Origin of the sequence: Streptomyces sp. NPDC048295, assembly GCF_040652135.1 — a bacterium.
GTDB lineage: Bacteria > Actinomycetota > Actinomycetes > Streptomycetales > Streptomycetaceae > Streptomyces.
In genome coordinates this window covers 45,359-59,117 of sequence record NZ_JBEZLL010000030.1, presented here as the reverse complement: position 1 = coordinate 59,117, position 13,759 = coordinate 45,359, and the positions used below count along the sequence as shown (strand labels likewise).

General features: G+C 71.4%; 9 protein-coding genes. 3 read left to right on the top strand and 6 right to left on the bottom strand.

The annotated features are described in order from the left end of the window. Positions 1–28: 28 nt before the first annotated feature. The 3 genes from AB0D53_RS33840 to AB0D53_RS33830 form a co-directional block, all read right to left on the bottom strand. Complete coding sequence (locus AB0D53_RS33840) at positions 29–367, bottom strand: P-II family nitrogen regulator (protein ID WP_362453062.1); 339 nt, start codon at positions 365–367, stop codon at positions 29–31. Next, positions 364–1,716, bottom strand: a complete 1,353-nt coding sequence (locus AB0D53_RS33835) for an ammonium transporter (protein WP_362453061.1) — start codon at positions 1,714–1,716, stop codon at positions 364–366. The genes AB0D53_RS33840 and AB0D53_RS33835 overlap by 4 nt, the downstream gene beginning before the upstream one ends. Before the next feature lie 368 nt (positions 1,717–2,084). Further along, positions 2,085–3,560: a hypothetical protein gene (locus AB0D53_RS33830; protein ID WP_362453059.1), complete on the bottom strand. Its 1,476-nt coding sequence runs from the start codon at positions 3,558–3,560 to the stop codon at positions 2,085–2,087. Positions 3,561–3,985: 425 nt separating this feature from the next. Between AB0D53_RS33830 and AB0D53_RS33825 the strand changes: the two genes are divergently transcribed. Beyond that, the gene (locus tag AB0D53_RS33825) at positions 3,986–4,645 is read left to right on the top strand and encodes a bifunctional DNA primase/polymerase (RefSeq protein WP_362453057.1); all 660 of its coding nucleotides are present in this window, start codon (positions 3,986–3,988) and stop codon (positions 4,643–4,645) included. Positions 4,646–4,743: 98 nt separating this feature from the next. On the opposite strand, the gene ftsY is transcribed toward AB0D53_RS33825, so the two are convergent. Then, positions 4,744–5,955, bottom strand: a complete 1,212-nt coding sequence (ftsY, locus tag AB0D53_RS33820; protein WP_362453056.1) for a signal recognition particle-docking protein FtsY — start codon at positions 5,953–5,955, stop codon at positions 4,744–4,746. Positions 5,956–6,064: 109 nt separating this feature from the next. Between ftsY and AB0D53_RS33815 the strand changes: the two genes are divergently transcribed. Further along, positions 6,065–7,492, top strand: a complete 1,428-nt coding sequence (locus AB0D53_RS33815) for a cytosine permease (protein ID WP_362453055.1) — start codon at positions 6,065–6,067, stop codon at positions 7,490–7,492. A 57-nt stretch (positions 7,493–7,549) separates the two neighbouring features. Then, entirely contained in the window at positions 7,550–8,536 is a 987-nt protein-coding gene (locus tag AB0D53_RS33810; RefSeq protein WP_362453053.1) for an LLM class flavin-dependent oxidoreductase, read from the top strand. Here AB0D53_RS33810 and AB0D53_RS33805 read toward each other — a convergent pair. Together AB0D53_RS33805 and smc are read right to left on the bottom strand one after the other, a co-directional pair. Next, positions 8,533–9,951: a sugar porter family MFS transporter gene (locus AB0D53_RS33805; RefSeq protein WP_362453052.1), complete on the bottom strand. Its 1,419-nt coding sequence runs from the start codon at positions 9,949–9,951 to the stop codon at positions 8,533–8,535. The genes AB0D53_RS33810 and AB0D53_RS33805 overlap by 4 nt on opposite strands. Before the next feature lie 209 nt (positions 9,952–10,160). Further along, a complete protein-coding gene (smc, locus tag AB0D53_RS33800) occupies positions 10,161–13,754 on the bottom strand; it encodes a chromosome segregation protein SMC (protein WP_362453051.1) in 3,594 nt (1,197 codons plus the stop codon). Between the last annotated feature and the right edge of the window lie 5 nt (positions 13,755–13,759).

The window sequence follows — 13,759 nt, the reverse complement described above, 5'->3', positions numbered from 1 at the left end:
CGGCTGCCTTTCGTCTCGGGAGCGTCGGTCAGAGTGCGTCCGGGCCGCGTTCGCCGGTCCGTACCCGGACCGCGGTGTCGACCGGCACGCTCCAGACCTTGCCGTCACCGATCTTGCCGGTGCGGGCGGCCTTCACGACGACGTCGATGAGCTGTTCGGAGTCCTCGTCCTCGACCAGGACCTCGATACGGATCTTGGGTACGAGGTCGACGGTGTACTCGGCGCCCCGGTAGACCTCGGTGTGGCCGCGCTGGCGTCCGTATCCGCTGGCTTCCGTGACCGTGAGGCCCTGGACGCCGAAGGACTGGAGGGCCTCCTTGATCTCGTCCAGCCGGTGCGGCTTCACGACTGCGGTGATGAGCTTCATGCGTCCACCTTCTTCGTCTTCGCTGCTGCCGTGCTGCCCGGGGCCGGGCTCGTGGTGCGCGCGGCCGCGCCGCCCCCCGCTCCGCTGAAGTCGTACGCGGTCTCGGCGTGCTGGACCTGGTCGATGCCGGAGATCTCGTCGTCCTCGGGGACCCGCATCCCGACCGTCCGGTCCAGCAGGAAGGCCAGGGCCGCGGAGACGACCAGAGAGTACGCGAGCACGGCGAAGACGCCGACGGCCTGCTTGCCGAGCTGTTCGAGGCCGCCGCCGTAGAAGAGGCCCTTGGCGTCGGACTGGACGCCGCCGGTGGCGAAGAGGCCGACGAGGAGGGAGCCCGCGATGCCGCCGACGAGGTGGACACCGACCACGTCCAGCGAGTCGTCGTAGCCGAACCGGTACTTCAGGCCGACGGCCATGGCGCAGAGCACACCGGCGATCGCGCCGACCGCGATGGCGCCGAGCGGGCTGACCGCGCCGCCGGACGGGGTGATGGCGACGAGTCCCGCGACCGCGCCGGAGGCCGCGCCGAGGGTGGTGAAGGAGCCGTGGCGCAGCTTCTCGTAGCCGAGCCAGGCGAGCATCGCGGCGGCGGTGGCGACCTGGGTGTTGACGAACATCACCGCGCCGACGCCGTCGTCGTTGCCGAGCCACGAGCCGGCGTTGAAGCCGAACCAGCCGAACCAGAGCAGACCGGCGCCGAGCATGACGAGCGGCAGGCTGTGCGGCCGCATCGGGTCCTTCTTGAAGCCGACGCGCTTGCCGATGACGAGGATCACGCCGAGCGCCGCCGCACCGGCGTTGATGTGGACGGCGGTACCGCCCGCGAAGTCGATGACCCCCATCTCGTACAGCCAGCCGCCCGCGCCCCAGACCCAGTGGGCGACGGGGAAGTAGACGACGGTGACCCAGAGCGTGATGAACAGGGCCCAGGAGGTGAACTTGACCCGGTCGGCGAGGGCGCCGCTGATCAGGGCCGGGGTGAGCACGGCGAACATCAGCTGGAAGACGGCGAAGACGTAGACCGGGATGGTGTAACCGTCCCAGAGCTGGGTGACGCCGATCCCGCTGAGGCCGAGGTAGTCCGAGCTCCAGCCGAAGACGGAGCCGATGTCGGCGCCGAAGGCGAGGCTGAATCCGTAGAGCACCCACAGGACCGTGACGATCCCGAGGCTGATGAAGCTCATCATCAGCATGTTGAGGGTGCTCTTGACGCGGACCATGCCTCCGTAGAAGAAGGCCAGGGCGGGGGTCATGAGCATCACCAGGGCGGAGCAGATGAGCATGAACCCGGTGTTGGCGGCAGACAGGGTCGGGGTGTCTGCGGCAAGCGTCGTGATGCCTGGGGGCATCGGCGTCTCCTCGTCGTCGGTGCGGCCGCGTGCGGGCGATTGGGAGCGGCACCACGTGCGGGACCACTGGGAAAAGGTGCGGGCCGGTTATGGCCACGAGATTCACCCAGCGCGGTTTCCGCCGATGCCGCACGGTGTTTCACGGCGGTGACGAAGAGGTCGGGTGTGTTACGCCGCCATGAACCGCCGGTGGCGCGACCGGTGCCGGGCCCACCCCGCGGCCGGGGCCGCATACGGTGCGGTTACGACTCTTGCGTACGGGCACGGCAACGCGAACCGGCCACGCCGACCACCCGCTGACCTGGCAGTTGGGGGAGCCGAAGTCGGTCTGTGCGGGGTGGTCGCCGTGGCCGGGGCCCGGGGGCTGCTCAGATCGCTTCCGCGGTCTCCGGCAGCTGCTCGGTGAGGAGATCGGTGAGCCTGGCGACTTCGGCAATGTCCCCGAAGTCCCTGGCTGCGGTGTCGACGGTCTTGCGGAGCCGGGTGTTGACGCGCTCGGAGCGGACCCTCCTGGCGACGCGCAGGGCCTGCTCGGCCAGGATCGTGGACTGTTCGGGCTCGCGCTTGAGGAGGTGGACGGTGGCGAGGCCGATCAGGTTGAGCGCGTACGACCGCTGGTGCTCGTCGTCCTCGCCGAAGAGCTGGACGGCCTTCTCCATCAGGGGCTCGGCGAGCGTGGCGTACGTGGGACTGCGGCCCGCCACATAGGCGAGGTCGCGGAAGGAGTGGGAATTCTCGCCGTTGAGCTCGGCCTCCGAGAAGAAGCGGATCCAGTCGGGCTCGGGCTCGCCGTCGATCCCCACGTCGAGGAAGGTGTCCTCGGCCATCCGGACGGCTCGCTTGCACTTGCTGGGCTGGCCCATGTTGGCGTACGCGCGGGCCTCCATCGCATACAGCATGGCCTGGGTGCGCGCGGTGGCGCAGTCCCGGCTGCCGTACTGCGCGAGATGGATCAGTTCGAGGGCGTCGTCGGGCCGTCCGAGGTGGATCATCTGGCGGCTCATGCTGGACAGGATGTACGAGCCCAGCGGTTTGTCACCGGCCTCCTTGGCGGCGTGGAGCGCGAGGACGAAGTACTTCTGGGCGGTGGGCTGGAGGCCGACGTCGTAACTCATCCAGCCCGCCAGCTCGGCCAGCTCGGCGGCGCACCGGAAGAGCCGCTTGGCGGTGCTCTCCGGCTGCGGCTCCTGGAGCAGGTCGGTGACCTCGTGGAGCTGTCCGACGACGGCCTTGCGGCGCAGCCCGCCGCCGCACTGCGCGTCCCACTGGCGGAACATCGCGGTGGTGGACTCCAGCAGATCGAGCTCGGGGCCGGAGAGCCGGGAGGGGCGGCGGGCCACCGCCGCGGGTTCCGGTTCCCCGGGGCCGGCGGTGGGGACGGGCACCAGCCAGCGCTGCATGGGCTCGATGAGCGCGGGTCCGGCGGCCAGGGCGAGCGAGGAGCCGAGGAATCCCCGGCGGGCGAGCATGAGGTCGCTGCGGGAGAACTCGCTGAGCAGGGCGACGGTCTGCGGGCCGGCCCAGGGCAGGTCGACGCCGGACACGGACGGCGACTGGTGCGCGGAGCGCAGTCCGAGGTCCTCCACGGCGACGACGGCTCCGAAGCGCTCCGAGAAGAGCTCGGAGAGGATGCGCGGGATCGGTTCGCGCGGCTGCTCGCCGTCGAGCCAGCGCCGCACCCGGGAGGTGTCGGTGCTGATGTGATGGGCACCCATCTGCCGCGCCCGGCGGTTCACCTGGCGGGCGAGCTCGCCCTTCGACCAGCCGCTCCGCACGAACCATGAGCTCAATTGCCCGTTGGGGCGCTTGCCGGCATTCGAATCGCCTGCGCCGCTGCCACTCACTGGAACGCCCCCATCCCGCTGAATACCTGTCGCGCGAACCATTACCAGAATGCCCTGAGCCGATGCCGCCCATGCGGCGGGTGCGCACCATCGAACAGGAAATCGGGTTGCCTCCGGCATACCCACGGGCGCACATACTTCCATGGTTCGTGTACCGACGGTAATCCTACGATCACCCGTCGGGCGAGGGCGATTGCAGAAACGCCACCATTCGCCACCCCTTCGAATGAACGCCACCTCCGTCGGGCGCGATTCACTTGACACACGGAGATCAGCAGGGGGCGCGGTGACGCGAAACGGGGCGCGCGAACAATGGCGCATGACCCCGAATGTCACCGGCGCACTCCGGATCGACTGCGACGACGGAGCGTCACGACTCAAGCCCTCGTCGTAACCACCGGCAAGCCGGACCCGTTGGAGGGGGCATGGGCTTCACGATCGGCGGCATCCGCGAGATGCGCACCGGCTCACGGCGTCGCGGCCGTGCGGCCGAGTGCACGGCAGTGGCCGAGTACACGGGACTGTGGGGCTGGGCCGTCGCGCCGGGGGCGCGGGCCGCGGCCGGCCGCTGCTCGTGCGGCCGGGCGGACTGCCCCTCCCCCGGCGCCCACCCGCTGGACTTCGCTCCCGAGGTCCCCGCGGGCGCCACGCTCGACGCCGCGGCCGGCACCTGGGCCCGGGTGCCGGGCGCCTCGATGCTGCTTCCGGTGGGCCGCACCTTCGACGTCCTCGATGTCCCCGAGGCGGCAGGGCGCCGGGCGCTGGTGCGGATGGAGCGGATGGGTCTGCCGCTCGGCCCGGTCGCGGTGACGCCGGCCGGGCGGGCGCAGTTCTTCGTCGCTCCGGGGGCCGCCGCCGAGCTCCCGCAGTTGCTGTACCGGATGGGCTGGGACGACGCGGGGCTGGACCTGCGGGCGCTGGGGCCCGGCTGCCACATCACCGCCCCGCCGTCCGACGAGGGCGGCCGGGGCCCGGTCCGCTGGCTGCGCCCGCCGGTGCTGGACACGGCGGCCGCGCCGCCGGAGGCCCGGCTGCTGCTCGGCACGCTGGCGTACAGCTGCCACCGCGCACCGCTGTGCGGCTGAGCGCGTCGGCACCGGAGCCGGAGCCCGTCCCGTAACACCGAAGAGCCCGACCGCTGCTTGTGTCATGCGGTCGGGCTCTTCGGGTGCGGCGCGGAGTGTCAGTCGCCGATCAGGGCGTCCACGAACGCCTCCGGCTCGAAGGGGGCCAGGTCGTCCGGGCCCTCGCCGAGTCCGACCAGCTTCACCGGCACACCCAGCTCGCGCTGGACGGCGACGACGATGCCGCCCTTGGCGGTGCCGTCCAGCTTGGTGAGCACGATGCCGGTGATGTCCACGACCTCGGCGAACACCCGGGCCTGCACCAGACCGTTCTGCCCGGTCGTGGCGTCGAGGACCAGCAGGACCTCGTCGAGCGGACCGTGCTTCTCGACGACCCGCTTGACCTTGCCGAGCTCGTCCATCAGCCCGGTCTTGGTGTGCAGCCGTCCGGCGGTGTCGATGAGGACCACGTCGGCACCCTCGGCGATGCCTTCCTTCACCGCGTCGAAGGCGATCGACGCGGGGTCGCCGCCCTCGGGGCCGCGCACGGTGCGGGCGCCGACGCGCTCGCCCCAGGTCTGGAGCTGGTCGGCGGCAGCCGCCCGGAAGGTGTCGGCCGCGCCGAGCACGACGCTGCGGCCGTCGGCGACGAGCACCCGGGCCAGCTTGCCGGTGGTGGTGGTCTTGCCGGTGCCGTTGACGCCGACGACCATCACGACGCCGGGGGTGTCGAGACCGCTCTCCGTCTTGACCGCGCGGTCGAAGTCGGTGCCGAGCAGGGTGAGGAGCTCCTCGCGCAGCAGCCCGCGCAGCCCTTCGGGGGTACGGGTGCCGAGCACGCGGACGCGCTCGCGGAGCCGCTCCACCAGTTCCTGGGTGGGCGCGACACCGACGTCGGCGGTGAGGAGGGTGTCCTCGATCTCCTCCCAGGTGTCCTCGTCGAGGTTGTCGCGGGACAGGAGGGTGAGCAGCCCCTTGCCGAGGGAGTTCTGCGAGCGGGCGAGCCGGGCGCGCAGCCGTACCAGACGGCCGGCGGTGGGCTCGGGCACTTCGAGGGCGGGGGCGGCGGCCGCCTCCGGCTCGACGGCCTCGGGGGCCTCCTCGGCGGGAGCCTCGGCCTCGGGCGGGCCGGCCTCCTCGATGGTGCGGCGCGGTTCCTCGCGCGGCGTCTCGGCTTCCTCGCCGACATGGGGCTCGGCGGGAGGAGTGATGGTCGGCGTGCTCGACGGCGCCGGGGGCAGCTGCTTCTTCTTGCGGCTGCTGACCACGAGCCCGCTGATCACGCCGACCGCGACCAGGGCGATGACTACAGCAAGGATGACGAATTCCATAACCCACCCAGTATCAGTCACGTCCGCCCGAGGGGACCGCCCCGAAGGATCCCTCGGGCATCCCTATGAGCGTTATGCACCCTTTGGCGGTAAAGGTACGATCCTGCCCGTGGAGACCCGCGGCCTGGAGCCCGTCCCCGACAACGAGCGCACCGGCCGGGTCCGGACCCTCTTCCCCACCTGGGTCGGTGCGAACCTGACCGTGCTCCTCCTCACCGTCGGCGCCGGGCTCGTCGTCTTCAACGGGCTGAATCTCTGGCAGGTGCTGGCGGTCGCCGTCCTCGCCTCGGTCATCGGATTCGGACTGGTCGGACTGGTCTCGGTCGCGGGCAGCCGGGGCGGGGCACCTGGCATGGCCCTGTCCCGGGCCGTCTTCGGACAGCGCGGCAATCTGCTGCCCGGCGCGCTGACCTGGGTCGCCCGCTGGGGCTGGGAGACCGTGAACGCGGTCACCGGCACCTACGCGGTGCTCGCCGTGCTGAATCTGCTCCTCGGCGTCACGGCCGGCCTCCGTCCGACCCTGGTGACCCTGCTCGCCTTCGTGGGATGCAGCTGGCTGCTGTCGGGGCTGGGCGCGGGAGCACTGCGGGTGTGCTGCACCTGGTCGGCGTATCTCTTCGGCGGCGTCAGCGTGCTGGTGCTGGTCCATCTCATCGGCGCGACCGACTGGCGGTCCGTGCTGGACCGGCCCGCCGGGCCTCCTGCGCTGATGATCGCCGGGGTGGGCACCCTCGCGGCGGGCGGTATCAGCTGGGCCCCGTCGGGCCCCGACTTCGCCCGCTATCTGCCGCGCGACGCGTCCGGCCGGGCGATGGCCGGGGCGATCGTGGGCGGCGCCGGGATCGTGTACGTACCGATGGTGCTGATGGGCGCCGTGATGGCGGTCGCCGAACCGGGTCTGGCCGTCACCCGCGACCCGGTCGCGTTCATCGGTCCCCTGCTGCCCGACTGGCTCTCGGTGCCGTATCTGCTGTTCGTCGTGGCCGGCATGGTGCTGATCAACGCGATGTCGATGTATTCGGCCGGTTTCACCGCGCAGACGCTGGGATTCTCGGTCCCCCGCACCTGGGCGGTCGGCGTGAACGCCGCGATCAGTCTGTTCCTGGCGGCGTCGCTGATGCTCACGGCCGCGGGTTTCCTGGATTCCTTCGTCTCCTTCCTGACCCTTCTCGCCGTGACGTTCTCCGCATGGATCGGGGTCTTCGCGGTGGATCTGCTGCGCGGCCGCACCTACGATCCGGCGGCGCTCCTGGACACCACACCGGCCAGTGCCTACTGGTACACCGGGGGCTTCGCCGTGCCGGCCGTGACCGCGTGGGCCGCGGGCCTGGCGACGGGCCTGCTCTTCACCGGGGTGCGGTGGTTCGCCGGGCCGCTCGCCACCACCTGGACCGGGCGTCACGGGCTGGGCTGGGCGGCCACGATCACGGTCTCCGCCACCCTGTACGCGATCCTGCCCCGCCCCGTGCCCCGTCCCGCCGGACGGGCCCGGGACGGCGGCGGCGAGCCCGGCGCGGACACACCCCTACACTTCTGACGCTACGTCAGCTACTGTCCCGCCCGCCGAGTCCGCCCGACGATGGGGACAAGTCTCATGGCCTTCACAGTGGTCCGGTTCAATCTCGTCGATCCCGACGCCACCCCCGAGCCGCTCTCGGCCCGCTACCGCGCCGCGCTGGAGATGGCCGCGTACGCCGACGGGCACGGCATCGGCACCGTGCAGACCGAGGAGCACCACGGCACCGCCAACTCCTGGCTGCCCTCCCCCTTCGTCTTCGCCGGCTCGGTCTTCGGCGCCACCCGCCGGATCGCGGTCACCGTCTCGGCGATCATCGGCCCACTGCACGACCCGTTGCGGCTGGCCGAGGACATCGCGGTCCTGGACCTGCTGAGCGCCGGGCGGCTGGTGACGGTCGCGGGGATCGGCTACCGGCCCGAGGAGTACGAGCAGGCGGGCGTCGAGTGGGGCCGGCGCGGCAGGCTCCAGGACGAGCTCCTAGAGACGCTGCTCCAGGCGTGGACCGGTGAGCCGTTCCCGTACCGGGGCCGTACGGTGCGCGTCACGCCGCGCCCGTACACCAGGCCCCACCCGCTGCTGCTGGTGGGCGGCAGTTCGCGGGCGGCGGCGCGGCGGGCGGCCCGGTTCGGACTGCCGTTCTTCCCGAGCGCGCATCTGCCGGAGCTGGAGGCGTACTACCAGGAGCGGCGTGCCGAGTTCGGGACGGACGGCTTCTGCATGATGCCCGCCGCCGAGACACCGCTGCTGCACGTGTCGACGGACCCGGACCGCACCTGGGCGGAGTACGGCGAGCACTTCCTGCACGAGGCGCGCACCTACGCCTCCTGGCAGTCCAAGGACATCCGCTCCGCCGTGCGTTCGGCGGCGACGACGGTGCCGGAACTGCGGGCCGAGGGGGTCTACCGGGTCGTCACCCCCGAGGAGTGCGCCGCGGCGGCCTCGGAGCTGGACAGTCTGGTGCTGCATCCGCTGTGCGGCGGGATGCCGGTCGAGGAGGGGTGGCGCAGTCTGCGGCTGTTCTGCGAGGCCGTTGCACCGGACGCGCCCCCGGGCGGGCCCTAACCCATCTCCTCCAGGGCCTTGCCCTTGGTCTCCTTCACGAACTTGAGCACGAAGGGGATCGAGAGCGTGGCGAAGCACGCGTAGATGATGTACGTGCCCGACAGGTTCCAGTCGGACAGGCTCGGGAAGCTCGCGGTGATCGCCCAGTTGGCGAGCCACTGCGCGGACGCGGCGACGCCGAGCGCGGCGGCGCGGATCTTGTTGGGGAACATCTCACCGAGGAAGACCCAGACGACGACACCCCACGACAGCGCGAAGAAGAGCACGAACACATGGGCCGCGACGAGCGCCACGACACCCTGGGTGCTGGGAAGTTTGCCGTCCACCAGATCGGCGGAGAAGGCCCAGGCCTCGAAGGCGAGGGCGATGGCCATACCGGTGGAGCCCGCCAGGGCGAGCGGCTTGCGGCCCACCCGGTCCACCAGCACCATCGCGATGACGGTGCCGATGATGTTGATGATGGACGTGGTGAACGACCAGAAGAACGAGGCGGTCGGGTCGATGCCGACGGACTGCCAGAGCGTCGCCGAGTAGTAGAACGCCACGTTGATGCCGACGAGTTGCTGGAAGACGGACAGCCCGATACCGACCCAGACGATCGGCAGGAAGCCGAAGCGGCCGCCGAGCAGGTCCGTGAACCTGGACTTGTGCTCGCGGTGCATCGCGGTCTCGATCTCGGTCACCCGGGCATCGAGGTCGACGCTCCTGCCCTCGACCTCCTCCAGGATCTTCCGCGCCCGGTCCTTCTTGCCGACCGAGATCAAGAACCGCGGCGACTCGGGGATCGCGAAGGACAGGAGCCCGTACAGGACGGCCGGGACGACCATCACACCGAGCATCCACTGCCAGGCTTCGAGGCCGCCGACCTTTCCGCGCTGGTCGCCGCCGGCGAGCTGCAGGATGCCGTAGTTGACCAGCTGGGAGATGGCGATGCCGACGACGATCGCCGCCTGCTGGAAGGAGCCGAGCCGGCCGCGGTAGGCGGGCGGCGAGACCTCCGCGATGTACGCCGGGCCGATCACCGAGGCCATGCCGATGGCGAAGCCACCGATGATGCGCCACATCGCCAGGTCCCAGAGCGCGAACGGGAGCGCGGAGCCGACGGCGCTGATGGTGAAGAGCACGGAGGCGATCTGCATGCAGCGGATACGGCCGATACGGTCGGCGATGCGCCCCGCGGTGGCCGCGCCGATCGCACAGCCGATCAGGGCGATGGCGATCACCTGGGCGAGCGTTCCCGAGCCGATGTCGTAGCGGCTGCGGATCGCCTCGACGGCGCCGTTGATGACGGAGCTGTCGTAGCCGAAAAGGAAGCCGCCCATGGCGGCGGCCGCGGTGATGAAGATGACATGGCCGAGGTGGTCCGGGTGCGCCGCTCGGGCTCCGGATTCCGGTCCCTGCGATGTGTGGGTCACATGAGCTCCTGATGCCTGGCCGCGTCGTCAGGTGTGGGGGCGAACTCTTCCAAGTGGCGCATAACTTCCCCATGGCCACCACTTGAAGGTAAAACCGACGCCGCGGAGATCATTCACCCATGTTTCGAAGCGGATTTCCGGAACCATGTACAGGCCTGTCGAGGAATATCCGGAGAGCACATCGAAGCCTTGAAGGTGGCACAAAGGCTTCAGCGCAGGCGCTGGCTGATGACCTTCGAGACTCCGTCGCCCTGCATCGATACGCCGTACAGCGCGTCGGCGACCTCCATCGTCCGCTTCTGATGTGTGATCACGATGAGCTGAGAGCTCTCCTGGAGCTCCTCCATGATCCGGATGAGCCGCTGCAGATTGGTGTCGTCGAGCGCCGCCTCGACCTCGTCCATCACATAGAAGGGACTCGGCCGGGCCTTGAAGATGGAGACCAGCAACGCCACCGCCGTGAGCGAGCGTTCGCCGCCGGACAGCAGCGAGAGCCGCTTGACCTTCTTGCCGGGCGGCCTCGCCTCCACGTCCACACCGGTCGCGAGCATGTTGTCCGGGTCGGTCAGGACGAGCCGGCCCTCGCCCCCCGGGAAGAGCCGCGAGAAGACGCCCTCGAACTCACGGGCCGTGTCCCGGTACGCCTCCGTGAACACCTGCTCGACCCGCTCGTCGACCTCCTTGATGACCTGTATCAGGTGGGCCCGGGTCTTCTTCAGGTCCTCCAGCTGCTCGGAGAGGAACTTGTGCCGCTCCTCCAGCGCCGAGAACTCCTCCAGGGCGAGTGGATTCACCTTTCCGAGTTGCTGATACGCCCGTTCGGCCGACTTCAGCCGCTTCTCCTGCTCGGCCCTGACGAACGGTCTCGGCCGGTTGCGCGGATGGTCCGGGTCCTGCGGCAGTTCCTCGCCCTCCGCGGCAGGCGAGGGCGGTACGAGCTGATCGGGGCCGTACTCGGCGGCCAGCCCGGCCGGCTCGACGCCCAGCTCCTCCAGGGCCTTCGCCTCCAGCTGCTCCATCCGCAGCCGCTTCTCGGCACCGAGCACCTCGCCGCGGTGGACGAAATCGGTGAGCTTGTCCAGCTCGCCCTTGAGCTCGCGGCCCCGGCCGCGCTCGGCCGCCAGCCCCCGCTCCCGCTCCGCCTTCGCCGCCTCGGCCGCCCCCCGCTCCCGCTCGGCCCGTACGACGGACACCTCGACGTGCGCGAGCAGCTGACGGGCACCGGACGCGACGGCGGAGGCCACCGCCGCCTCGTGGCGCAGCCGGGCCCGGCGCCGCTCGGCGCGGGCGCGGGCCTCCCGTTCGGCGCGGGCGCCCCGGTCGAGGGAGTCGGCCCGGCCCGCCAGCGCCCTGACCCGCTCCTCGTGGGTGCGCACCTGGAGCCGGGCCTCCATCTCGGTCTGGCGGGCATTGGCCCCGTCGGCGGCGAGCCGGTCGCGCACCGAGGTGTCCGGCTCCTCCTCGACCGGCGTCTCCTCGGCGACCAGCAGCCGCTCGGCCAGCTCCTCGGCCTCCTCGGTCGCCCGTTCGAGGGCCTCCTGGGCGCGGGCGGCCGACGCGGTCGTCCGCTCGGCCTCACCGGCCGCGCCACGGGCCTGCCCGGCCAGCCGCCCCAGCTGCTGGGACACCCCGGACTTCTCCCGCTCGGCCGCCCGGCGCCGCTCGGCCAGCTCCTCGACCAGCCCGGCCGCGGCCCGGCGCCGCTCCCCCGCGATCCGCTGCTCCTCGGTCAACCCGGTGCACCGCACGGCCAGTTCCCCGAGCTGGGCGGCGGCCTCGTCGACCGAGGCCTGCACTTCGAGGAGGCTCGGCGCCCCGGCGGAGCCGCCGTGCGCGAAGTGGGCCGAGAGGATGTCCCCCTCGGCGGTCACGGCCGTCAGCTCCGGGTGTACGGCGACGAGGTCCTCGGCGTCCTCCAGCGTGCCGACGACCACCATGTCCCGCACCAGCCTGCGCACGGCGTCCGTCAGTTCGACGGGCCCGCGGACGAGATCGGCCACGGCGCGCGGCCCTCCGGCACCGGCACCACCACCAGCATCATCGGCCCCCTCCTGCCCGGGGACCTCGGCGCGCCGCACCGCGCCCAGCAGCAGCGCCGCCCGCCCCGCGTCCTGCTTGCGCAGCAGCCGGATCGCCTCCGCCGCCGTGGCCGGGTCCGTCACCGCGACCGCGTCCGCCGCCGCGCCCAGTGCCGCCGCCACCGCCACCTCGTGTCCGGGCGCCACCGTCAGGAGTTCCGCGGCCGGGCCGACCACGCCGGACAGCCGGTCCCGCGCCCCCAGCAGCGCGCCCGTGCCGTCCTTGCGGCGCAGACCGAGGGCCAGCGCCTCGTGGCGGGCCGCGACCGCCGCCCGCTTCCGTTCCGCGGCGGTGGCCGCTTCCCGGGCCTCGGAGAGCGCCCCCTCCGCCTCCGCGAGCTCCGTCTTGGCGGCCTCGTGCCGCTCGCCGAGCTCCTGATCCCCGGCGTCCAGACCCTCGACCTCGGCCTTGAGCTGCTCGTACTCCTCCTGGGCGGCCACCGCCCGCTCCCGCGCCTCGTCCCGGGAAGCGGCCAGCCGGTCGATCTCGGCCTGCGCCGAACCGGCCCGGCTGCGGGCCGCGTTGACCTGCCCGCTGAGCCGGGCGAGCCCTTCGCGGCGGTCCGCGATCGCGCGGGCGGCGTCCTTGAGCCTGCGCTCCTCGGCCGTCAACTCCCGTTCCAGTTCACCGCGGTGGGCTGCGGTGTCCTCCAGGGCGTGCTCCGCGGCCGTCAGCGCGGCGGCCAGCTCCGCCTCCTGCTCGCGGATCCGGGCCGCCTCCCGCTCCATGCTTTCAGGGTCCCGGAATCCCGTGCCGCGCCGCTCCTCCTCCGGAGCGGCGGAGGCGCTCTTCACCCGGGCGTCGGCCAGCGAGATCGTGCCGCGCACCCGCTCGGCCAGCTGGGACAGCTCGTACCAGGTCTGCTGGGCCCGCTGGAGCCGCGGTGTCAGCCGCCGCACCTCGTCCTCCAGCTCCGCCTCGCGGGCCAGGGCTGCCTTGAGTTCCGCTTCCGCGGCCTCACGGCGCTGCTTGAGCGCCGCTTCGTCGGCGATCTCGCTGCGCAGCGCCGTGCGCAGCGACACCAGGTCGTCGGCGAGCAGCCGCAGTCTGGCGTCGCGCAGATCGGCCTGGATCACGGCGGCACGGCGCGCCACGGCCGCCTGCCGGCCGAGCGGTTTGAGCTGCCGCCGCAGTTCGTCGGTGAGGTCCTGGACACGGGCGAGGTTGGCCCCCATCGCGTCCAGCTTCCGCAGCGCCTTCTCCTTCCGCTTGCGGTGCTTGAGCACGCCCGCGGCTTCCTCGATGAACGCGCGACGGCCCATCGGATCGGCATGGAGCACGGAATCCAGCTGGCCCTGACCGACGATGACATGCATCTCGCGGCCGATGCCGGAGTCCGAGAGGAGTTCCTGGATGTCCAGGAGCCGGCAGGTGTCGCCATTGATCTGGTACTCGCTGCCGCCATTGCGGAACATGATCCGAGTGATCGTCACTTCGGCGTACTCGATGGGCAGTGCGCCGTCGGAATTGTCGATGGTCAACGATACTTCGGCCCGTCCGAGCGGGGGCCTGCCGGTGGTGCCGGCGAAGATCACGTCTTCCATCTTGCCGCCGCGCAGGGATTTGGCGCCCTGTTCCCCCATGACCCAGGAGAGCGCGTCCACCACATTGGACTTGCCGGACCCATTGGGGCCGACAACACAGGTGATGCCGGGTTCGAACCGCAGCGTCGTGGCGGAGGCGAACGATTTGAAACCACGCAGGGTCAGGGCCTTGAGGTGCACGCCGC

What these genes read in the sequence shown, in the direction of transcription:
- AB0D53_RS33840 (WP_362453062.1), bottom strand. Translation starts at nt 367, where the DNA reads ATGAAGCTCATCACCGCAGTCGTGAAGCCGCACCGGCTGGACGAGATC.
- AB0D53_RS33835 (WP_362453061.1), bottom strand. Translation starts at nt 1,716, where the DNA reads ATGCCCCCAGGCATCACGACGCTTGCCGCAGACACCCCGACCCTGTCT.
- AB0D53_RS33825 (WP_362453057.1), top strand. Translation starts at nt 3,986, where the DNA reads ATGGGCTTCACGATCGGCGGCATCCGCGAGATGCGCACCGGCTCACGG.
- ftsY (WP_362453056.1), bottom strand. Translation starts at nt 5,955, where the DNA reads ATGGAATTCGTCATCCTTGCTGTAGTCATCGCCCTGGTCGCGGTCGGC.
- AB0D53_RS33810 (WP_362453053.1), top strand. Translation starts at nt 7,550, where the DNA reads ATGGCCTTCACAGTGGTCCGGTTCAATCTCGTCGATCCCGACGCCACC.